Origin of the sequence: Haladaptatus pallidirubidus (assembly GCF_020700235.1) — an archaeon.
In the GTDB taxonomy this organism is placed as follows: Archaea; Halobacteriota; Halobacteria; order Halobacteriales; family Haladaptataceae; genus Haladaptatus; species Haladaptatus pallidirubidus.
This window is the reverse complement of record NZ_CP085306.1, coordinates 82,070-102,819: the sequence shown is the minus strand read 5'-3', so window position 1 is coordinate 102,819 and position 20,750 is coordinate 82,070. Positions and strand designations below refer to the sequence as shown.

Sequence of the window (20,750 nt, the reverse complement as noted above, 5' to 3'; positions counted from 1 at the left end):
GTGTTGTCTCCCGACTATCACATGGATTTTTGTTATTTGACCTCTAGTAGATCAGAGTACTATGAGTGTGGAGGATCAGGAGACCACCGTTCCGTTCATCTGTGGAGTGGAAACACCGCTTAAAATACAGTGCGATTGGAAAAGCAATCAATCATTGAGCACAACTCTCATTCAGACAATGGTTGACGCAACTGGAGTTAATTCGAAAGATATTCCAGAATCGATCTATGATTCTATTGATCCAGATGCATTAGAGGATCTATTCCGCCCACAAATGGATGGGACACCCCGAATAAATGGCAAAGCATCGTTCGCATTTGCTGGCCACTATATCACTGTTCAGGGAGACGGCCAAATCATCGTTGAATCTGAACTTGGCCGGTTGAAACGGACTGGTGGCAACATCTTACTCGCCGGTGATGTTCCAGAAGAAGTTTTTGACGAAATGAGTGTTCAACTTCTCGGTGATCAAGCATTTAGCCGAACGGTTTTGTCTGCCCAGTACGGGAAAGACACGGAAGTCACACAAACCCGACTCTCAATTGCTGAGACAACCCCAGATCACGCCCATATCTTGACGCACAAGTCAGTGGCTCGGTCGGCTGCGACCGCGCAAACTAACCAGTCGAATCAGATGCCAGTTTCATCTGTTTCAGGTAGTCTCAAGGAATTTCGGACTGCAATTCGTGAGCTGCTGTTTGAGCTGCAGCAACAACGGAACGGATTTGACCCTGCTGAACTCCGATTTTGCTTTGATTCTCTTCAACTACTTATTGAAGAAGAAGGCGTTGAGACTGTTGGACAATTTATTTCATTAGTCACTGAAGCAGTTGAAAATGTTAGAGGGCTAGGGCATTATCTCTTTCAGGATTCGTATGATTCTTCCCATGTCCAAGCAGTCCGATCAAAATTCGATGTTGTTATTGAACTTAGGTTTAGTGAAAATGGACCTGAACAACGATGGCATCTGCAGGATACCGACCATACGACACAGTGGTTCCCACTATAATACTGTGTGACCAAAATATTTGTTTGTGTCCGGATATAAGTGTCTCTATAATGAAGAAGAGAAGCCTTTCGAATACTATCTTTATAAATTCATTGAGGAGAGGTAGATGAAGCCAGTATTTTGTCCATCTGATGATGAGCCTGGTGTCACAATTATTGATCCAATTCAACGCCGTCAATATCCTATTCGAACATCAACGGACGTTCAGCCTGTCTCGACTGATAATGACCAGTTTTATTTTCCTGTTGATAACGCGGCGGAAATTGTGACAGATGAACTCGTTTTGCCTTTTGTTGTGATTACCTATGTCCGTGATTTGAATGGGGAGATCCTTGTCGAAGCAGAAGATTATGCGTACGAACAACTCCCAGAGCGTGAATACATTATTGAACTGTGTGCACCTATTAAAGTGTATTTGAGAATATGTGGAGAATTTACAATTGCTTCATCAGCAGAACGAATGGAGTTTGACTTTGGCTCAGCGACTCGTATTCAGATCGGGGCACGTTCATACCACAAGCGCCCTGGAGCAACAGTAACGACGACTACTTCACCCCGCGATATTATGGCCACTCTTTCGACGTTCGGTTCAGCACTGAAAACGACAAGTTGTGAGCGGTCGCTACCCTCATTTCGTGGTCACCCTCCTCGGATAGAGCTCGGCGAGGAATTACAGATCCCAGATACGATTTCACCGCCAGAAACGGGAGTACGTATCGAGGTTCCACCAACAATCGAGAAGATTTATCCAGTCAGCACACTCGCCTACTATCTTGGGGCGACTGTTGTTCCAGGTAATGAACCTCAACTTGTTACGGACGATGGATTTACATATGCCCTCAACCATCCAGCGAGAGGATTCGAACGGGAAGTCAAACGGGTACTCAAGCAACTGTTTTTCCTTGATTGCATTACTCGGACAGAAGGCTATTATAAAGTTAACTTATATGAACGAAAAATAATTGAAGACAAGACCGACTTACGATTTGAAGAGCTCTATGACAAATCACTCGCAGAGCAACTTCCCGCTTATTTGGATATCTCATTCGATATCATCCGGAACCAGGTGCCAACATGGTCGTTAGCGGCGAATGTGACTGATAACAAGGAAAATATTGAGTGCCTCCCATATCTTGTTAACAACTTTTCACTCATCCAGGTCACCGATAAGAAATCGAAGCACCAAAAAAAGTCAGCTACTCCTGAATCGATCGAGGGATTTCTTCGTGGGGTAAAAACGAATCAAAGAGGGTCAGTCAATTCGGGTTATTATTCATACGTCGCACCAGATCAGACAGATGCACTTGAGCAAATATGGCTTGGTTCAGGAAAACCAATTGGAGCGAACAAGGTACTTAAGAGCGGATTTGAGAACCGTTTCGATAGACCCTCATCAACAGATGCAATCAACATTACAGTTGTCTGTAATGATGACGCGATGAGTTCCGAATATGATGATGGAGACGATTTATATGGTGAACGTGATGAACTTGAGTTTGATATTGACGTTTATAGAAATACTACTGTAGAGGGATTGAAAACGATACTCACGAGTAAAACGGATTTTTTTCATTACATTGGACACATAAAGGACAATGAATTCATTTGTCGAGATGGTGGACTCGATGCGAGTACACTCGATGAAACTGCAGTCGATACATTCCTTTTGAATGGCTGTCGATCATATGATCAAGGAAAGCAACTTATTGAACTTGGCAGTATTGGAGGAATAGTTACATACAATTCAGTTGGAAATATAAGTGCAACTTCGGTTGGACAAGTTGTTGCTCGCCTTCTTAATAGGGGGTTTTCTCTTCGATCAGCCCTTTCGATCGCTCGCAACCACCGAATCGTCGGAAATGACTATCTCACTGTTGGTGATGGAAGTGTCGAAATTACTCAAAGCGAAAGTGGAACTCCATTAGTGTGTGAAGTTACTCCTCTAGAAAAAGACGAATATGAAATCGTGCTTACGACGTATCCAACATCCACTCAAGGAATGGGTTCCCTTTATTGGCCATATATTGATGATAATAATTCATATTTCATAAGTGGTGGTGAATTGCCTCCGTTAACTCTTTCTTCTGACGCATTAGCTCGCTTTCTGCGTTTAGAACCGTTTCCCGTGATCCTTGAGAATTCTCTCGTTTGGTCTACGGAAATAGAACTAACGAATTTCTGATTTTATGATACTGTTCCGCCGTGAGCCGCAGCCGCATTTCCTGCCTGCGTCAGCAGCAGGCAGATGGTGAACAGCACACCAGCCATTCGGGGATTCTCTGCAAGATATGCCGTTAACGACTCATTACTTTGTGCCATTGCGATCGTTGCTTGGAAGGCAATTGGCTTATCTTTTGCTAATCGATGTTGAGGAGAAATAAATTGCAATTTTGGCTCCGTTATTGAGAGAAACCGCTTCTTACTAGTAAAGCAACTTCGTAATGGCTATATTCCTAATTTTCAATTGTTTGTATTGGTTTCTATTTAATATTCTACTATTAGGGTAATCCTTCGCTCATAGCTGTTCAACAAGAGTAAGCAGTGCTTACTGCGGTGGTAGCTCCCCTTTTACTATAACAGAAGTTCTCCAGCATACTGATCGTCGGAGTCTTATAAGTTTCTTGAAGAGATGATCCATGACCGAAGATATCGCTATGTGTTCACGATATTGCAAGTTCGACAGGTAGTCCTTCTTCACACCTTGTCACTAGTTCAACAGTCTGAATTGATAATCAAAGCGAATTTTGAAGCTGTTCATATCAATGATTCGCCCGATATCCCGCATAAAAACACCTCTGTGCCTGCTATAGCCCCAGCTTCACCCGTCACGTAACACTTGAGACTGGCGCACTCAATGCATACGGTCTCGTAGCTTGGATTGTTGTTTTAATAGTAAATTAGATGAGTCTATGTACTGTAGGCTTTTACTGCTAAGACCACGATTTTATGATCAAACAATTTCTAGGAGCGGTACTCAGAATAATTGATGCTTGGTGACGAGATAAAAGCGTCCTATTGCAAGTGCCGCAACTATGAGGCCAATCACGACTGCCAATAGTATTGGCATTTCTAATTGAACAAGGAAATAGAGAGCACCAGCTACTGCTACAGTGAGTATCACTCCGCCGGTGATCACTATCGCCAATTGACTCTGGGGTGTATTTGTCTTGCTCATCAATTGTCATTCTCCTTGTGTTAATATAATTATCCCGATGATTAGCTCAGGAATTGATAGATGCACTGTTCTCGGTTAAGGCACCTCACCTATACTGAGCAGTTAGATAAGTTCTTGCTGTTGTAGTGTTGCAGTGTCATCAACTTACTCTGCGTGGAAGATGAGACTGCGGCTCTCAATGCATAGAATACTAAGTGATGCTCTACTCAATTGAGAACTGAAGTAGCATGGCAACACCAAATACCGACTCAAGTTGCATAGCTGATTCAGAAGGTTCGCTTACTATATTTGGTTACTCTGACCTCGAAGGGATCTACGATAATCCAGAACACGTTGACAGCTTGCTACTTTTATGAATGACCGGCGTACCGACACGACCCTCGTTCTAGGTGCTGGCGACGATACGGCGCTTGGGGGTCGCAGCGACTGTCTCTCACAACAAAGACAAGTCTGGCGGCTGGCGGATTTGCTCGTGAAGCTCGCTCTCGACGGCGAGAATAATCTTATGAGCTGCGGGTGGACGCGAACCAGTTCCTGACCGTCGCCAAGTAGTACTACGGTCTTGACCCGCCTGACTGAGGCTTGAATTCCCCTAACTGTCCGACTCGTGAACGTCGGTACTGTTTCGTGCCACTTTGTTTTGCGGTGTACTTTCCTGATCTTTAACTGACAAACTGACATAGTCGCTGCTTGTTTGCTACAGATCCAAGAATGAAAAACAAGTACCTGATCTGTGTATTGAGCAGTTACTTAGTCGACATTAGCTTTGTTTTGGAATGCAGCGTCGTGGTATCGTGACCCTCGGAACTGATATCCGACGCTGGATCCTATGTTTGTTTGTAATGGCAAACGGTAAGGTTGATTTCTTCAACGACACAGGCGGCTACGGTTTCATCGCGACTGAGGACTCTGACGACGACATATTCTTCCACATGGAGGACGTCGGTGGTGAGGATCTGACAGAAGGGACGGAAATCGAATTCGACATCGAACAGGCCCCCAAGGGCCCGCGCGCGACCAATGTCGTTCGCGCTTAAGACTCCGATTGTCACCGCACGGTGACGGCCGGTTCAATTAGTTTTTTCGCAAATTTCTTCCAGAGTGGTATCGGTATCTCGTGGATGTTATGCGTCAGACGGGGATAGGGACTGGTACTAACCCAATTGCGAACGTGCGAGCGTTGTCTTCGCAAGTCGGGGAGAATCTCTGTCTCTTTTACTACTAAGCCTCTGAGTAACGTACAAGTCAGCTTTCAAGTCGATATCGAATGAAGACTCGTATTGCGACATATTGATGCGTGGGGATTCACTGGATTAGTCATTCGGGACCGTTAGCGAGGCATCTCGGAAGCGTTTCGTGATAGTTGTGTCACAGACAGGGCAGTCGTATATTTGTCGATTGTTCTCCGTATACTCGTTCCAATCGCCGATGACGTTGCTCTCGTGACCACAGCTGGGACAGAAAAGAGTGGTCTTCTTGCGCGGTTCGACTCCGGACGTGGATTGTTGTGCTGACATGGTGAGTGAATACGTTATAATGGACGAACGGGGATAATACTGTTCCCAGTGATTAATCAGACAATCCGAATTACGGCCTCTTGGAGCGTGTGAGGGCGTACTTCGGTTCTGTTCCGAACTAGACTCTCACAATGGGGATTCACTCGCACAGTTTCGAGATGTGAGGGTGAGAAGACATGCACATACGCCTCCGTCACGAACAAATTGCAAGTACCGCACTTGAGCACACGGTGTCGAGGAGGAGCATATTCATAAGGTTACCCGACTATTTCTCAATTTAGTCTCGTCAGTGATACCTGGGCGGTCGTCGCCGGCACGCCAGTGACTTCGATCAGCGAAAATCTGCGCATCCTCGAACCTGAGAGCTACATGGCAATAAAGACGTTCTCACCACAGTAAACAGCAAGCTGAGGCACGAGACTAAGTGCTGAACGACCATTTTCAGAAATTCACCCACGGAAGTAGGGATATGAAGGTCGCAAAAGTTGAGACCGGTGTTCTCAATGCATACGGCAAATCAATCGGCCATGTACACGGCGACGATGCGGAGCCGCCGATAGTCCGCGATCCATACCCCATCCCTGAACCGCCGATTCCGGAGACGACCCTCGACAGTCGAGACGATCCCTTGTTCTTCGTCCGGGATCGCGAACAGGGGACTATCGTCAAACATTCCGAGCCAAGATGCGAGTCCATCCGGACCCCCGTCGAGTTCTGTCGGACGGTCAAAGAGGGTCGCATAGCGGACCTCGAAACCGTGTGCTTCGAGTTTCGTAGTGTATTCGCCAACAGTTGGGAAATACCACGGGTTTTCGACGTCATACCCTCGCTCTGCCGCGACATCTTGGACTGTCTCGACAATGGCAGCGACATTTCCTACCCCGCCGAATTCGGCGACGAACCGTCCATTGGGTTGGAGTACATTCGTGATCGAATCGAGGACTGTATCCTGTTCGGGAATCCAGTGCAGTGCTGCGTTGGAGAAAACGGCACCGAACGGCTCTGCGAACGAGAAGTCGCGGGCATCCTCATGGACGAAATCGCCTGAACATTCTCTGATATTGCATGATTTGAGACGCAATCAAATCCGTTCCAATGATATTTCTCGAAACGTAGTAAAAGAGGAATTCTGTCGGCGGAACTGCGATCGACTCACTGCGAAGGTGACGATAGCCTGCTCTCTTCTGTATCGTCGGTGAACGTCTCGAGATAGCGGCTGAACGGCGTTCCACCTGTGCCTTTGCTTTTGTCGAGCGGTCCGGAGATGTACTTCGCGACGATGTCAATGTGGTCGTCGCGGAAGGTGACTAACTGGTCGATGCAGTCGTTGTAGGTATCGCGAAGTTCGTCGCTGCTGTTTTCGACGTAATCTCGAATACTCGGTTCTGTTTCGACGGCTTCGACGAACTCCTGATGTGCGGCGGGCATGTCTTTTCGGAGTTCGCGGAGATGGCCGACGAGTGGATTGGTTCCATGATCGATTCCTAGCGCGGCGTCCAATGCCGGTAAAATACTCGATTGTGCGCCCGATGCACCTCTGAACGATTGGCGGCCTGTAAGTGCCCCGACGCCTTCGTACTTGATGTTGGTGAGCGGCTTGAGATACGGTCGAAACCCGGTGCCGTACATCTCCGGGTTGTTGCGCTCGGGCATTCGGTTCAGAATGGTCGTGATATCCTGAATCGAACGTTCGATCGTTCTGAGGGCGTCTCCGACTCGGTCAGCGTCGTTCTCGTAGACGCCCTGCTGTGCATCGCCGATAGCCGCTATCGCCGGTCCCGCCCTGTTTTCGATGGCGACGTGAATCGCAATGAACCATCGCTCGTCTTCCGGTGCGAAGAAGTTCGTCATAGACCGTACGTTCTGCGGCAATAGTTCCTGGTTCGAATCGTCACGGATCCAGTTATAGAGGACATACGCGTCGTAGGAAAGAACCGGCGTTGTTCCGAGTCGCTTCGTCGACTCGTAGAGGGGAACTGCAACACCGGCGGGGATAGTTTTCTTTGTGGGACTGTCGATTTTGTGGACGTATGCGTTCGCGAGAAAACCGGTGATGGTGTAAACGCGGGCGAGTTCCCGATTGGTCAATTCGTCGAACAGCACAGGATCCGGCGTCTCAAGCTGGCGAACGCTCGGCCTGAATCGGCCGGTTTCGAGAAGATCGGGGATGTTGTGACTCAGTTTATCGAGTTCCTGTAAAAACAGGTGGGCGTTCGTCCCGAACGACGCAAGTGGGTCGGTTCCCGGAATGAACCCCCGTTCCGGATCGATATCGAACCGTTCGTGGTCGACCGTAGCAACGCGTTCGGCCATGTTTGAATTCTCTACGGCGTTCAGGTTCTTAAATCATAAAGTTTGTTTTTACTACAATTGTGGGGAACGGAGCTCGAATCAGTACACTACCCTACACAACTCCGCAGTCTGTGACGACATTCGACGCTGCGAAACTACCAGAGATCAAATAGGTGGAGGAGTCACCAAATGCTTGCTGCAACCGCATCCATTGCTTCGTTGGCGGTGGAGACATCGTCCGTCAAACTAAGGAATCCGTGCGCCATCGACGGGAAGTGGAGATAGTCGACGCCGACACCGTGATTCTGGAGTTTATCCGCGTACGCCGCACCGTCGTCGCACAGCGGATCGAATCCGGCGGTGACGACCGTCGCCGGGGCGACGCCCGACAGATCGTCCATTCGTAACGGTGAGGCGAACGGATTGTAGCCGTCTACTGGGCTTCGAAGATAGTGATCCCAGAACCATGCCATGTCCGCGCGAGTCAATAATGGCCCGTCTGCATTCGCCTGATACGAATCGGTGTCGAGTGAATGATCGGTAATGGGATATAGGAGTACCTGCCGGGTGAGGTCGGGGCCGCCTCTTTCGTTGACGCGGAGAGCAGTGACTGCGGCGAGGTTGGCACCAGCACTAGTGCCGCCGACCGCGATACGTCCATCACCGCCGAACACGTCGTCGTTTTCGGCGGTCCATTCGAGGGCGGCGTAGGCATCGTCGACTGCGGCAGGGAATTGGTGCTCAGGAGCAAGTCGGTAGTCCACCGAAACGACGATGCACTCGGCCCGCGCGGCGAGTTCGCGACAGATGTTCTCGACGGAGTCGAGCGTTCCCAGCACCCACCCACCTCCGTGATAGTAGACCAGCGTCGGGAGGGGTTTGTCAACAGCAGGGCGAAACACGCGAATCGGAATGTCACCCGCAGGACCGTCGAACGCCAGGTTGCGGACGAAATCCATTTCGGGACCGCCACCTGTCGTGAACAGTTCGTCTTCGATACTGCGGCCGCTTTCGACGGATAGTTCGCTCCACGATGGAACGCCTATCGTTTCGATACCTTCGATGGTTGCGGCAAGTTCAGGATCGAGTTCGTCTGCACGCATCGACATGAATAGTGAGTTCCGCCACTTCTTCTTGGCTGTTCCGGGGTGGTCATTCTCCGAAAAATACACCTCGATAGGAGTGTGATACGATGCATGGACGACGATTTTGAACTTGGGCGCGAACATGCTCAACGACGTGATGACGCGGCTAACGTGACCCTTCGTGACCGGTTTTATCTCCCCGATGACCTTTACCTCGATGGTAACTCCCTTGGTCCGCTTTCAACGGACGCCGAGGACAACATCCACCACGTCCTCGATGAGTGGCGCGAACTCGGGATTCGCGGCTGGACCGAGGCCGACCCTGCGTGGTTTCATTACGGAGAACGACTTGGCGAGCGCCTCGCACCAATGGTGGGCGCTCGCGAGGACGAGGTGGTCGTGGCGAACTCCACCACCATCAATATCCACACGCTCGTCGGGACGTTCCTCGACCGCTGTGGACGGGAAGGGCGGGGGCAAAAGGTCGTCGTGAACGACCTGGACTTTCCGACCGACCACTACGCCATCCGCTCGCAGTTACGTATTCGAGGTCTCGACCCCAACGACTACCTCATCGTCGTTGAATCCCAAGACGGACGAACCGTTCGTGAGGAGGATATCGCGGCGGCGCTTGACATCTACGACGACGTTGGTATTGTCTTCATGCCCTCCGTCCTCTACCGCTCGGGGCAACTCCTCAACATCGAATCTATCACCGATATCGCACACGACCACGACGCATATGCAGGGTTCGACCTCGCTCACTCCGTCGGTGCGATTCCACACTCATTGGCCGAAAACGAGGTGGATTTCGCCGTCTGGTGTCACTACAAGTATCTGAACGCCGGGCCGGGCGCTATCGCGGGGTTGTATGTCCATCGTGACTACCACGGCGAAACCCCTGCGCTCGCGGGATGGTGGGGCCACGAGAAGGAGACGCAGTTCGAGATGCGAACGACCTATACACCAGCCCATTCCGCAGGCGCGTGGCAAACTGGTACAATTCCCGTCCTGAGCGCCGCTCCACTTCTCGGCGTGTTGAACATCGTGGACGATGTCGGTATCGAACAACTACGCGAACAGTCGGTCGCGTTGACGGATTACCTCATGTATCTTGTGGACGAGCGACTGCCGGAGTGCTCAGTTGGCACGCCGCGTAAGCCCGACGAGCGGGGTGGCCATGTCGCTGTGGAGCACGAAGAAGCCTACCGTCTTACAGAGGCGCTCAAAGAGCGCGGCGTCGTCGGCGACTTCCGTCCCCCGAACGTTGTTCGGCTGTGTCCGTCCCCGCTCTACGTCGGGTTTGAGGATGTGTGGAATGCCGTGGAGCACGTGCGCGAACTCATCGACGAGCGCGAGTACGAACAGTTCGAGGGCCGCGACGGCGGCGTAACGTAACTGCCCGAACCAATGACCATTGGCCACAAGTGTCAGAATCGAAGATTCCTATAGTCGATATTACTTTATCCAGAGCACTCGCTTGAACCTGTATGGAACTCTCCTCATATGTACACTCACCGGGGGCTCATTGTGGGTCGGCGTCGCTTCGAAACCTCGCCGATTTCTATGGTTGGGAGTTGAACGAGTCCCTCTGTTTCGGATTTGGCTCTGGCCTCGGATTCAGCTACTATGAACGCGGTCCCGCAAGTCGCGTCATCATGGGTCGAAACGGTGGGTTGGAAGCCGGCTTCTTCGAGACGCTTGGAATCGAATACCTGGAGCGCAGCGGACAGGAGTGGAAAACGGCGTGGGACGCCGTTCGAGAACACATCGAGGAAGGCGTTCCGGTGATGCTGTTCGTTGACCTCTACTATCTCGATTACTTCGACACGAACACGCATTTTGGCCCCCACATCCTCCTCTGTGTCGGAATCGACGGCGACGAGGTTCTCCTGTCCGACAGCGAGTTCGAATCTATCCAGCGGTTGCCCATCTCGCACCTTCGGAACGCGTGGAACTCCGAGTATGGGTTCGGCCCGCTCGATAATCGATGGCTCGTGGTTCAGATCCCGTCAGTCGAAACCGACCGCACGACGGCGGCCGAAACGGCTGTGGAGCACACGGTGACGATGATGCTTGCTCCGGGCGACGGCGACTGGGACACGGGCGGTATCGCTGCGATACGACGGTTTGCAACCGACCTTCCGAATTGGACGGAGCTGGAAGACACGAGTTGGTGTGCCCGATTCGCTTATCAGAACATCGAGCGGCGCGGAACTGGCGGGGGTGCGTTCCGCCGGCTGTATGCCGAATTCCTCAATGAGGTCGCCGAGGATGTCGACCTACCGGCGGACGTTGCAAACCGACTCCATGACATCGCAGATGACTGGACGCAGCTAAGCACGACGCTCAAGGACGCGAGCGAATCAGATGGGACAGAACAGGAACGACTGCTTGATGACGCGAGCACGCAGGCAAACGCGATAGCTGACCGCGAGGAGCAGTTGTTCACGCAACTTCGCAAACGATAAGGCGAGGGTCAGTTCCTCGTATCATGGTCAAAAAACTGGTTTTGCGGTCTCCATCCGTTCGGAAAATCACTTTGACTTAGTCCATACTGAGGTATTCGTTCGCGATTTTGTCGACGTCCTTGTCACCACGTCCGCTCAGGTTCACGATGATGACGTCATCTTCGTGGCGATCCGCGGCGAGCTTCTTTGCGAGCGCGACACCATGACTCGATTCGAGTGCCGGAATAATACCTTCTAGTCGGCACAAGTCTTGGAACGCCTCAAGCGCCTCTTCGTCGACGATAGCCTGATACTCACAGCGGCCAACTTCGCGGAACATTGCATGCTCGGGGCCGACACCTGGATAGTCGAGTCCAGCAGCAATGGAATAAACCTCTACATCGTCATCGAGAACGCGTGTTCGCATTCCGTGAATAACGTCTTCCTTCCCGGAAGCAAGCGGTGCGGCATGGCGATCCGAATCAGAGCCCTCGCCACCACCTTCTGCGCCGTAAAACTCGACATCGTCATCACGGAAGGTGTGGAATAGCCCCATCGCATTAGAACCACCGCCGACACACGCGACCGCAGCGTCGGGAAGCCGCCCTTCTTTTTCGAGGATTTGCTCACGGGCTTCATTACCGATGACAGACTGGAAGTCACGCACCATCCGTGGAAACGGATCTGGGCCGACCACGGAGCCGACGAGATAGTGCGTATTATCGATGTTCTCGATCAAATCCTTGAGCGCGACATCGACGGCATCGGCAAGTCCCTCTCCGCCCTGCGTCACTTCGCTGACTTCCGCACCCATCAGCTCCATACGGAAGGCATTCATTCTCTGACGCTCGAGATCTTTACTTCCCTGGTAAATCACCGTCTCAAGTCCCATGAGCGCACCTACAATTGACGTAGCCGTGCCGTGTTGCCCGGCCCCGGTTTCGGCAATGAGCCGCTCCTTCCCAGCGTGCTTGGCCATGAGTCCTTGTCCAAGGCAGTTGTTGAGCTTGTGTGCACCACCGTGAAGAAGGTCCTCACGTTTGAGATAAATCGTTGCTCCGTATTCGTCCGACAATCGATCGGCACGATACAGCGGCGTCGGTCGCCCGGCGAAATCTTGTTGGAGCTGTTGGAGCTCGGCCTGGAAGTCTGCGTCATCTTTTACGCTATCGTAGGCGTCAGCTAACTGCTGAAGAACGTCTGCAAGTTCATCAGGGACGTATCGGCCTCCGTACGATCCAAACTCGTGCTGCTGGCTATTATCAGCCATGGTCTCACACACCACACGATAAATAATAAACATATGGTACAATAAATGTACTATTTGATCGAGCACAGGACACTGTCGCTGGCTCAAATCCTCTCTCAAGAAGAGTAAGGCATCGATTCGAAGTTCTCATTTCTCAATTGATCGACATCTGCAAGCGATGCGTGCGAAGGAAAGATCAAGCTACTTTGGCCATTTAGGGTCTCGTTGTTCGAGTTGTGCGTTGACGCCTTCCTGATAATCAGGATCGGTTCGTGCCGCTTCTAACGAGATTGCCTCTATGTGTGCTTTTGCCGCTGTTGGGGACATATCCCTACTCGCGTAGATGCCTTGTTTGAGTTTATTGAGCACTCGAGGGCTTTTGGCAGTGAGAGCATCGAGTACCGACTCGACTGTCGAATCCAAGTTCGCAGCTGGGACGCTTCTCGCCACGAGCCCGATCTCGTCAGCGCGGTTGCCAGTGATCGGTTCACCTGTCATGAGTATATCCATCGTCGTTGGAAGGCCAACTCGCTCTACTAGTTCCGGCGGCGAAAAATGGTTGACGATGCCAAGTGATGACTCCGGTTGGCCGATCTGAGCGTCTTTCGCAGCAATAGGAATGTCGGTGTGCAAGAGGAGGTCGAACCCACCACCGTACGTATGCCCATCGATTTTCGCAACCGTTGGCTGTGGCATCGTCCGCATTTCGGTGAACAGTTCTTCCCATGTCTCTGTAAACGGTTCGAGAGCGTACTCGCGATCTATCACCTCCTGGAGGTCGCCACCGGCACAGAAGGCGTTGCCTGAACTCTCGAAGAGCACTACTCGAACGTCATCTTGATCGCGGTATATACGGAGTTGGTCGGTGATCGCTAGTTTTGTCTCCATATCGACTGCGTTCAATTTTTCTTCGCGTTGAATCTCGATTCGAGCAACGCCATCTATGACTCTAAACTGAGCGTTGACATCAACCATACTATAATTGTATTCTCCACCCTCGAAAAAAGTACCCCTACAGAATTGTCATAGCAGAGTAAGCCTTGCGCTGAAGGGAACTTGTAGATGACTTCGAAATTTACTTTCGAGAACTACTTCGAATCGGTGCTTTCGGAGACCGTGTTCCTTACAGAAACCGAATTTGTTCTGCAAAGTGCGTCATCGAAACAGGGAATCTGATCTGCAACGAGGCAGTCTAGCCGAGTAAAGTGAGATTGTTCACTCGGTGATCCAGCCACCGTCTACGACCAAACACTCTCCGGTTATATAGGAGGCCATTTCGCTGGCAAGAAACACGACTGGTGCAGCGATTTCGTCAGGATCGGCAAAGCGATCCATCGGTGTCTGGTCAAGTAAGTGCTGATAGAGGTCTTCGTTCTCGCGGATACCGTCCGTCAAGTCGGTGGTAACATACCCTGGAGCAACAGCGTTAACGCGCACATCCGGTGCCCAGTCGAGCGCGAGACTCTTGGTCAGGCCGACGAGCCCATGCTTCGTTGCCACATAGGGATGCTGACGTGGAATCCCAACAACCCCGCCGACACTAGCGATGTTGATGAGAGAGCCACCAGACGCCTGGAGCGCACTACCTGCTCCTCGAGCACAGGCGAACGCACCGCGAAGATTAACGTTAATCGTCCGATCGAACTCGTCAACATCGATCGCCTCAGGGCGCCCAAGTGCACCCATGGGATTGATTCCTGCGTTATTGACCACAGTGTCGATGCGTCCGAATTTGTCTTGAACCTGTACGAAGAGATTCTTGACCGCTTTCTTGTCGCTCACGTCGGTTGGGATGGCGAGTGACTCACCACCTTGCTCTTGGACGGCTTCGACGGCCTCGGTGACATCGGCGTCAGTCCTAGAGGTCGGCACGACATTGGCGCCTGTTGCTGCGAACGCCTCGGTGATCGCACGCCCGATTCCACGAGTTCCGCCAGTCACGACGACTACTTGATCCGAGAAATCCAGTGTCATATCCGTCATCGCTTCGAGATGAGATGGCCTAGATATTTAACTTGGTGTCGTCGTGTGAGCGATTGGCTGGACAAACGTGAGAAGCACAAAGACGCACCCGCTGAGATAGAGATGATGTCAACGGCGGTCGACCAAAACCCGCTTGATCATCTGCAATACGAGATCGTCTTCGTCTGTTTGCATCGCGAGGTCGAACTGAACGATGCCGTGCTCCTCGTTCCACTCCTCGAGGCCAACGATTTCCGCTTTGGCATTGAGGACGTCGCCAGGTTTGACAGGGCGCCGCCATTGGAGGTTCTCGACCTCGACGCCCGCGAGAATGGCGATACCCGCATTTTCGATGATACCATCCACGAACCGTCGCATACTGATTGCTGCCGTGTGCCAACCGCTAGCGATGAGCTCGCCGAACATCGATTCGGTGGCTACCTTTGGGTCGGTGTGAATCGGTTGCGGGTCGTATCGCTCACCGAATGAGCGGATTTCCTCTGCGGTGACCGTCTCTGCCCCGAGGTTGAACGTCTCGCCGACCTCGAGGCCTTCGAAGTACCGTACTGTCGAACTATTCATATAGTCGCTTACTTATCACAAGTCGGTTCACCTCGTTCGTTCCATCATAGATCTGCGTACCCTTCGCCTCGCGCATATAGCGCTCAACAGGGTAATCTTCTGAATACCCCCGCGATCCCAGTACTTGTACTGCCTCTGTTGAGATATCCATTGCTGTGTCCGTGGCAAAGATCTTGGCCATCGCCGCATCCTGCGTGACACGCTCGCCGTAGTCGCGTTTCCCAGCAGCATACATAGTCAATAACCGTGCCGCTTGCGTTCGTGTCGCCATATCTGCGAGTTTGAAGCCAATCCCCTGGAATTCGCGAATGGGTTGGCCGAACTGCTCTCGTTCGTCAGCAAACGATTTCGCTGCTTCGAGCGATCCCTGTGCCAGTCCAACACCCTGGGCGGCAGTTCCGATTCGACCGATATCGAGGCCTTCCATGACGTAGCGAAATCCTCGCCCCTCTTCGCCAACGAGGTTCTTGGCAGGAACACGGACATTGTCGAATTGAATTTCACTCTCGATAGCAGTATCTCCTTCCATACAGGGGATGTTTCGGACGAACTCTATTCCGTCGTGGTCTCCGGGGTTGGGAATGCCAATCAGGCTCAATCCCGTGTGATCCTCATTACCTGTGCGTGTAACGACGAGGAGGAAGTCTGCGGCTTCTCCGTTGGTTGTCCAAACTTTGTGGCCATCGATCACCCACTCGTCACCCTCTCGTCGGGCGGTCGTCTCCATCGCGGCGGCGTCACTCCCTGCATCAGGCTCGGTCATCGACAGCGCCGGGATGGATTCGCCTCGACAGATCGGTGCGAGCCATTCTTTACACTGTTCGTCTGTGCCGAATTCTGCGATTGGATAGCCCACTAGTCCACAAGCAATGTTGACAGCACCTGCAACGAGTTTCCATGCTCGCGAGAGTTCCTCGACTGTGACGACGAATGAGCGGTAATCGAGACCGCCACCATCTACCTCGGTCGAAAACGGAACGCCCGTCAACCCTGCTTCGCCAACCCGTTGGATGAGTTCAGCCGGGAACTCTCCGCGTTCTTCGTACGTCTCGATATGCGGAAGTATCTCTTTTTCGCAGAACTCGCGGACCATCTCACGATGCGCTTCGTGTTCAGGGGTGACGGCAAATTCACTGAGCATTGGTCTGTTCCTCCTCGCCGATGACGGCGAAACCTTCTAACTCGACCAGCGTCTCCTCCTTGAAGAAGCCGTTCACTTCGAAGAGTGCAAGCGCTGGATAATCCTCGAAGTAGTGACCAAATACTTCTCCTAGTGGTTCGAGGTTCGAACGATACATCTTACGGTCAGCGACGAAGATATTGAGCTTCACTATATCGTTACTGGTGCCGCCGGTCTCTTCGACGACCGTCGCAAGGTTTTCGAGCACCTGTTCAAATTGTGTGACGAGATCACCAGGGGCGACGATATCACCATCCGGCCCAGTTGCATCCTGTCCAGCAAGATACAGTGTTTTTCCGCCCTCGACAAGGACACCATGGTTGAATCCGCGAGGTTCAGCTAACCCCGGCGGTGAGATAATCTGACGCTCCATGTATGTGAACCACTGGCGCAGCCATCTTAAGAGCTGTCCTCACGGTAAACTGCCTCGGGGTCACGCCCCGAGGCTTTCGCGTGGACTCCCGTTCTACGCTACAGACGACTCGGTAGAGGGGGTGAATCCCCACTCACGTTCACGCGCCGTCACTCCATCCTACTTTGTTCCGAGGGTAGCAACCAGCAAATCGAACTGTTCGGCGTCAGCGACGCTCGGGAACAGGAGGAGTTCGTCACATCCGTTGTTTTCGTAACCTCGGACGAACTGTGTAACCTCTTGTGGCGTCGTAAGCAGGCTCTCGGCGATCCGTTCGCTGAACGGCCCAAGTAAACTCGTAGTAGTTCAGCAGGTACCTCAACCCTTCTCTGCTGCGTCGTCACCCTCGGCGCGTAGTACCCATCACCCCAAAGTTCAGGAGTGCCCGTTCGTTCGGATACCGCTCACGCCGCTCGGGAGCGTTCTGCCTGTCGAGCAAAAGCCCGTGGTGGACTCCTACTATGAATGAAAACGCCAGATAACTGATTGACAATGATAGCACCAACTCTCTATACATATCGATGAATGCTATCCTCTAGCGCTGGTCTCCTTCTCTGCCTGAAGACAGCGAAATGCGCTATCGGTCTGTATCGCTGATGGAGATAGCGCTGTAGCTATTACTGCGCTTCGAGCTCGCGTTCTCGAAGGAGATTACGCCGTATTTTTCCCGTCTCCGTTTTCGGAAGTTCGGAAACGAATTCAATACAACGCGGATACTTGTATGGGGCAATCTGACTCTTGACGTGATCCTGTAACAGCGACGTGAGTTCGTTGCTCGGTTCGCACCCATCAGCGAGGACGACGAACGCTTTGACGACTGTCCCACGTTCATCGTCAGGACTCCCGACGACGGCAGTCTCGTAGACCTCATCTCGCTCTTGAAGAACCGATTCGACTTCCGGGCCAGGAATGTTATAGCCGCTGGAAATGATGAGGTCGTCGCGTCGTGACTTATATTCGAGCTGGTCATTCTCTGTTCGAACAAAGACATCACCTGGAAGACTCCACCCATCTCGAACAGCCATCTCTTGTTTCTCGGGCCGTCCCCAGTACGTGACACCTGTTGAGCCACGGACGGCGAGCAGGCCGGCCTCGCCGTAATCGAGTTCTTCACCCGTATCCGGGTCAATGACCATACACTCATAGCCCGGAACAGGGTAGCCCGTCACCGATGGATCGATATCGTCACCAATGCGGTGGCTAACGAAGATATGGAGCATCTCGGTCGACCCAAGACCGTCAAGCAGTTCGATACCGAACGAGGATTTCACACGTTCGAACGTCGACGGTGACAGGGGTTCACCCGCGCTAATACCGAGACGGAGCGACGAGAGGTCGGCCGCTTCGATCTCGTCTGCATGCTCGTTAAGCATCTGATTGTAGGCGGTCGGTATCGATCCAAGAACCGTGACACCGTAGTCGTCGATGATCTCAATGAGATCTAACGGTTCTGCGTTCTCGATGATGACAGTGCTTGCACCGAACCGAAGTGGGAATGCGACGAGGACACCGTATCCAAACGTGAACGCGATGGGCGGATTGCCGGTGAAGATGTCGTCTGCAGTCGGTTCGAGACAGTATCGAGCATAGCCATCTATGATCGCGAGCATCTGTCGATGTGTATGAATCGTACCCTTGGGTCGGCCTGTCGTCCCACTCGTATACGCGAGCATCGAGAGATCGTCGCGACAAGTTGGAGCTGCATCTAATTGCGACGACGCTGCTGAACAGAAGTCGTCGTAATCGTGATAGTCGTGTGTGCTTCCCTCGCGGTCGGCAACGATGATCGTCTGGAGCGAGTTAAATGTCTCGTTCGCGGCTTCGACCGGTTCTAATAGCCTGTCATCAACAAGGGCGACCGTGGCACCCGAATCCTCAATAACATAGGTGCATTCTTTCGCCTGCAGGAGTTTCATCGACGGGACGGGAATGGCACCGATCTTCTGCACCGCAAGGATTGAAACCGCATATTCTGGCCGATTTGGGAAGCGGACGAAAACTCGCTCGCCGGGTTCGACGCCGAGCCTCTGAAGCGCGTTTCCGAGTCGGTTGACCCGCATTTGTAGATCCCGGTATGTTATCGACTTGTCTTCAAAGTAGATTGCAACGTTCTCTCCGCGTCCGGCCTCAACGTGCCGGTCGACGAGTTCGACGGCTGCATTAAGAGAAGACGGGTAATGGAGTTCAGGAAGTGCATAGAAGAGATCTGCTTGTGTTTCTATCGGTGGGAATTTTTCAGCTGGAACATTTTCCTCTTGGATGCTGTTCTCACGGAGCATATCCCTTCTTTCATTGTCATCCATAATATATCCTGAGAAAAGTTTCATATTGTTCATCAAAATCCGCCAGAACCGCGTTCCACGGATCTTTCTGAGCATCACCCATCTAAGGTTTTGTTTCATGTATGTCCATCTCAAATAGTATTTGTCAAAGAAAATGCTTCTCGGTAGAATAACTCTACTGATAGCGCGTTTGGATCTCAAAACCGCTCTGGGAGTGCAGTCTTGTCACCGTTGTGTGGTATTCCTTTCGAATCTTGCCTCATAAACAATCAAGACAGCAGAGGAACTTCGGGATAACGTTCCTCGAAGGCACTGCTACACACGTGAGCTACCTACTACTTACGACTCCGTCCACTTGTTGAGGGTAGGGTCTAGCGCCTGCGTTCAGCTAATTGATCGATGGTTTCGTTGCTGCCTCGTCTGGGAGGTAGGATGTGTCGATATGCTTCGACACGTCGATTTTGGAGTCAAGGAACCCGATTTCGTGCATTCCGTCGACCGGGCGTTGGAGCCACTCCGCGTCGATATCAAGACCATCTTCGCCATGATAATATCCCATATCCGTCTGAACGAGTTGTTTGAGGATGTCGCGGGGTAAGTCAACGACCTCCTCTGCGATGTCCAGTCGCTTCTCACTGTTGCCATCGTCTTTCCACCACTGCATTCCTGTCCAGAAGTCCTCTAGCCAATACTCGATAGCGTTGCTGTTTGATTCAAGAAAATCGTTCCGAACCGTCATGAATATCTTCAGGAACGAATCGAAGGCATCCGTGGTGTCGAATACCGTCTGCAAGTCGTTCTTGTTCATCTCGTAGAATGGCTGAATAAACGATCCAACGTCAACGCGTCCTTCTGATAACGTCGTCGGCATCGCGCCAAACGATAACTCACGAAACTCTACAGTGTTGAGGTCAACACCGTTTCGTGTCAGTATAACGCGGGCGGCAATATCGATTGCCGATCCGACGCCGTTGACGCCGAACGCCCCATTTGCGATGTCACCGACTTCAGTGATGTCAGAGTCAACCGTTGAATTGAACGTGTCGGCATATCGAGGGCCGTCGTAGGTGAGTGGCGCTAAGATGCTAACACCGGACTCGATAGTATTTCCTTGGATGGCATTTGCCAGCGACGAGTATGCCAATAGGCCAGCATCGGCTTCATCACTACCGAGTGTATTCACGACGACCGGCGTACTCTGGACGTCGACGAACTTGAACTCGTATTTATCACCGACATGTTCCATCACGTTGCCGGGTATGTGATCCGACTGATGGAACATTGCCATGAGATCGTTCAATTCTGCACCCGAGATGCCTGCATAGCGGATTGTCGGCGTCCCATTACCGCTTCCGGATGATCCATTGTTGAGACAACCAGCGATTCCCGATATCCCCGCCACACTTGCTACTTTCAGGAATGAACGCCTACTCCGAGCGCGATAGTCATTGTCCGCCATTCTTACCCGTATTGAAGAACAAGGTAACATAAGTTTTTATCATTATATATGATATGATAGACATAGACAATTTCCCGCTGACAGAATTGGTTGCTG

Annotated in this window: 19 protein-coding genes and 1 pseudogene; 6 read left to right on the top strand and 14 right to left on the bottom strand. The window is 51.8% G+C overall.

Annotation, left to right across the window (positions count from 1 at the left end; translation table 11 throughout):
• Positions 1-61: 61 nt before the first annotated feature.
• Together LIX15_RS29660 and LIX15_RS29655 are read left to right on the top strand one after the other, a co-directional pair.
• Positions 62-1,009 carry a DUF7504 family protein gene (locus LIX15_RS29660; RefSeq protein ID WP_227778581.1) on the top strand — a complete coding sequence of 316 codons (948 nt, stop codon included), beginning with the start codon at positions 62-64 and terminating at the stop codon, positions 1,007-1,009.
• A 106-nt stretch (positions 1,010-1,115) separates the two neighbouring features.
• The gene (locus tag LIX15_RS29655) at positions 1,116-3,191 is read left to right on the top strand and encodes a hypothetical protein (RefSeq protein ID WP_227778580.1); all 2,076 of its coding nucleotides are present in this window, start codon (positions 1,116-1,118) and stop codon (positions 3,189-3,191) included.
• A gap of 2 nt (positions 3,192-3,193) precedes the next feature.
• Here the strand turns inward: LIX15_RS29655 and LIX15_RS33900 are convergent, their stop codons facing one another.
• Both LIX15_RS33900 and LIX15_RS29650 read right to left on the bottom strand, forming a co-directional pair.
• Positions 3,194-3,328, bottom strand: coding sequence for a DUF7503 family protein (locus tag LIX15_RS33900; RefSeq protein ID WP_425556819.1), 135 nt, complete (start codon positions 3,326-3,328; stop codon positions 3,194-3,196).
• 655 nt (positions 3,329-3,983) lie between these two features.
• Entirely contained in the window at positions 3,984-4,184 is a 201-nt protein-coding gene (locus LIX15_RS29650; protein WP_227778579.1) for a hypothetical protein, read from the bottom strand.
• A gap of 352 nt (positions 4,185-4,536) precedes the next feature.
• Between LIX15_RS29650 and LIX15_RS29645 the strand changes: the two genes are divergently transcribed.
• A complete protein-coding gene (locus LIX15_RS29645; protein WP_227778645.1) occupies positions 4,537-4,722 on the top strand; it encodes a hypothetical protein in 186 nt (61 codons plus the stop codon).
• Positions 4,723-5,026: 304 nt separating this feature from the next.
• Positions 5,027-5,221 carry a cold-shock protein gene (locus LIX15_RS29640; RefSeq protein ID WP_227778578.1) on the top strand — a complete coding sequence of 65 codons (195 nt, stop codon included), beginning with the start codon at positions 5,027-5,029 and terminating at the stop codon, positions 5,219-5,221.
• Between the two features lie 276 nt (positions 5,222-5,497).
• On the opposite strand, the gene LIX15_RS34090 is transcribed toward LIX15_RS29640, so the two are convergent.
• The 4 genes and pseudogenes from LIX15_RS34090 to lipP1 all read right to left on the bottom strand — a co-directional run bounded on the left by LIX15_RS34090 (position 5,498) and on the right by lipP1 (position 9,096).
• The gene (locus tag LIX15_RS34090) at positions 5,498-5,701 is read right to left on the bottom strand and encodes a DUF8106 domain-containing protein (RefSeq protein WP_486327136.1); all 204 of its coding nucleotides are present in this window, start codon (positions 5,699-5,701) and stop codon (positions 5,498-5,500) included.
• Positions 5,702-6,218: 517 nt separating this feature from the next.
• Positions 6,219-6,743 (bottom strand): annotated as a pseudogene (locus tag LIX15_RS29635) (class I SAM-dependent methyltransferase); the annotation flags it as partial.
• Positions 6,744-6,853: 110 nt separating this feature from the next.
• Positions 6,854-8,014 carry a PrnB family protein gene (locus LIX15_RS29630; RefSeq protein WP_227778577.1) on the bottom strand — a complete coding sequence of 387 codons (1,161 nt, stop codon included), beginning with the start codon at positions 8,012-8,014 and terminating at the stop codon, positions 6,854-6,856.
• A 161-nt stretch (positions 8,015-8,175) separates the two neighbouring features.
• A complete protein-coding gene (gene lipP1, locus LIX15_RS29625) occupies positions 8,176-9,096 on the bottom strand; it encodes a LipP1 family hormone-sensitive lipase (RefSeq protein WP_227778642.1) in 921 nt (306 codons plus the stop codon).
• A 93-nt stretch (positions 9,097-9,189) separates the two neighbouring features.
• Here lipP1 and kynU point away from each other — a divergent pair, with 93 nt between their 5' ends.
• Positions 9,190-10,476 (top strand): kynureninase, encoded by a 1,287-nt coding sequence (gene kynU, locus LIX15_RS29620; protein ID WP_227778576.1) that lies wholly within the window; start codon positions 9,190-9,192, stop codon positions 10,474-10,476.
• 92 nt (positions 10,477-10,568) lie between these two features.
• Positions 10,569-11,549, top strand: a complete 981-nt coding sequence (locus LIX15_RS29615; RefSeq protein ID WP_227778575.1) for a BtrH N-terminal domain-containing protein — start codon at positions 10,569-10,571, stop codon at positions 11,547-11,549.
• Positions 11,550-11,625: 76 nt separating this feature from the next.
• Here LIX15_RS29615 and trpB read toward each other — a convergent pair whose 3' ends face one another.
• From trpB to LIX15_RS29575, 8 genes are all read right to left on the bottom strand, one after another.
• The gene (gene trpB / locus LIX15_RS29610; protein ID WP_227778574.1) at positions 11,626-12,798 is read right to left on the bottom strand and encodes a tryptophan synthase subunit beta; all 1,173 of its coding nucleotides are present in this window, start codon (positions 12,796-12,798) and stop codon (positions 11,626-11,628) included.
• A gap of 180 nt (positions 12,799-12,978) precedes the next feature.
• Positions 12,979-13,752 carry an enoyl-CoA hydratase/isomerase family protein gene (locus LIX15_RS29605; protein WP_227778573.1) on the bottom strand — a complete coding sequence of 258 codons (774 nt, stop codon included), beginning with the start codon at positions 13,750-13,752 and terminating at the stop codon, positions 12,979-12,981.
• Between the two features lie 240 nt (positions 13,753-13,992).
• Positions 13,993-14,760, bottom strand: coding sequence for an SDR family NAD(P)-dependent oxidoreductase (locus LIX15_RS29600; protein WP_227778572.1), 768 nt, complete (start codon positions 14,758-14,760; stop codon positions 13,993-13,995).
• A gap of 108 nt (positions 14,761-14,868) precedes the next feature.
• Complete coding sequence (locus tag LIX15_RS29595) at positions 14,869-15,321, bottom strand: MaoC/PaaZ C-terminal domain-containing protein (RefSeq protein ID WP_227778571.1); 453 nt, start codon at positions 15,319-15,321, stop codon at positions 14,869-14,871.
• On the bottom strand, positions 15,314-16,462 hold the full coding sequence (locus LIX15_RS29590; protein WP_227778570.1) for an acyl-CoA dehydrogenase family protein: 1,149 nt from the start codon (positions 16,460-16,462) through the stop codon (positions 15,314-15,316). The genes LIX15_RS29595 and LIX15_RS29590 overlap by 8 nt, the downstream gene beginning before the upstream one ends.
• Complete coding sequence (locus LIX15_RS29585; RefSeq protein WP_227778569.1) at positions 16,452-16,874, bottom strand: RidA family protein; 423 nt, start codon at positions 16,872-16,874, stop codon at positions 16,452-16,454. The genes LIX15_RS29590 and LIX15_RS29585 overlap by 11 nt, the downstream gene beginning before the upstream one ends.
• Before the next feature lie 656 nt (positions 16,875-17,530).
• Positions 17,531-19,216: an acetate--CoA ligase gene (locus LIX15_RS29580; RefSeq protein WP_227778568.1), complete on the bottom strand. Its 1,686-nt coding sequence runs from the start codon at positions 19,214-19,216 to the stop codon at positions 17,531-17,533.
• A 367-nt stretch (positions 19,217-19,583) separates the two neighbouring features.
• Positions 19,584-20,654: an ABC transporter substrate-binding protein gene (locus LIX15_RS29575; RefSeq protein WP_227778567.1), complete on the bottom strand. Its 1,071-nt coding sequence runs from the start codon at positions 20,652-20,654 to the stop codon at positions 19,584-19,586.
• Positions 20,655-20,750 lie beyond the last annotated feature (96 nt).

Excerpts from the sequence above, each read along its gene's own strand:
- LIX15_RS29660 (WP_227778581.1), top strand. The coding sequence starts at position 62 with ATGAGTGTGGAGGATCAGGAGACCACCGTTCCGTTCATCTGTGGAGTG.
- LIX15_RS29655 (WP_227778580.1), top strand. The coding sequence starts at position 1,116 with ATGAAGCCAGTATTTTGTCCATCTGATGATGAGCCTGGTGTCACAATT.
- LIX15_RS33900 (WP_425556819.1), bottom strand. The coding sequence starts at position 3,328 with ATGGCACAAAGTAATGAGTCGTTAACGGCATATCTTGCAGAGAATCCC.
- LIX15_RS29650 (WP_227778579.1), bottom strand. The coding sequence starts at position 4,184 with ATGAGCAAGACAAATACACCCCAGAGTCAATTGGCGATAGTGATCACC.
- LIX15_RS29645 (WP_227778645.1), top strand. The coding sequence starts at position 4,537 with ATGAATGACCGGCGTACCGACACGACCCTCGTTCTAGGTGCTGGCGAC.
- LIX15_RS29640 (WP_227778578.1), top strand. The coding sequence starts at position 5,027 with ATGGCAAACGGTAAGGTTGATTTCTTCAACGACACAGGCGGCTACGGT.
- LIX15_RS34090 (WP_486327136.1), bottom strand. The coding sequence starts at position 5,701 with ATGTCAGCACAACAATCCACGTCCGGAGTCGAACCGCGCAAGAAGACC.
- LIX15_RS29630 (WP_227778577.1), bottom strand. The coding sequence starts at position 8,014 with ATGGCCGAACGCGTTGCTACGGTCGACCACGAACGGTTCGATATCGAT.
- lipP1 (WP_227778642.1), bottom strand. The coding sequence starts at position 9,096 with ATGCGTGCAGACGAACTCGATCCTGAACTTGCCGCAACCATCGAAGGT.
- kynU (WP_227778576.1), top strand. The coding sequence starts at position 9,190 with ATGGACGACGATTTTGAACTTGGGCGCGAACATGCTCAACGACGTGAT.
- LIX15_RS29615 (WP_227778575.1), top strand. The coding sequence starts at position 10,569 with ATGGAACTCTCCTCATATGTACACTCACCGGGGGCTCATTGTGGGTCG.
- trpB (WP_227778574.1), bottom strand. The coding sequence starts at position 12,798 with ATGGCTGATAATAGCCAGCAGCACGAGTTTGGATCGTACGGAGGCCGA.
- LIX15_RS29605 (WP_227778573.1), bottom strand. The coding sequence starts at position 13,752 with ATGGTTGATGTCAACGCTCAGTTTAGAGTCATAGATGGCGTTGCTCGA.
- LIX15_RS29600 (WP_227778572.1), bottom strand. The coding sequence starts at position 14,760 with ATGACGGATATGACACTGGATTTCTCGGATCAAGTAGTCGTCGTGACT.
- LIX15_RS29595 (WP_227778571.1), bottom strand. The coding sequence starts at position 15,321 with ATGAATAGTTCGACAGTACGGTACTTCGAAGGCCTCGAGGTCGGCGAG.
- LIX15_RS29590 (WP_227778570.1), bottom strand. The coding sequence starts at position 16,462 with ATGCTCAGTGAATTTGCCGTCACCCCTGAACACGAAGCGCATCGTGAG.
- LIX15_RS29585 (WP_227778569.1), bottom strand. The coding sequence starts at position 16,874 with ATGGAGCGTCAGATTATCTCACCGCCGGGGTTAGCTGAACCTCGCGGA.
- LIX15_RS29580 (WP_227778568.1), bottom strand. The coding sequence starts at position 19,216 with ATGGATGACAATGAAAGAAGGGATATGCTCCGTGAGAACAGCATCCAA.
- LIX15_RS29575 (WP_227778567.1), bottom strand. The coding sequence starts at position 20,654 with ATGGCGGACAATGACTATCGCGCTCGGAGTAGGCGTTCATTCCTGAAA.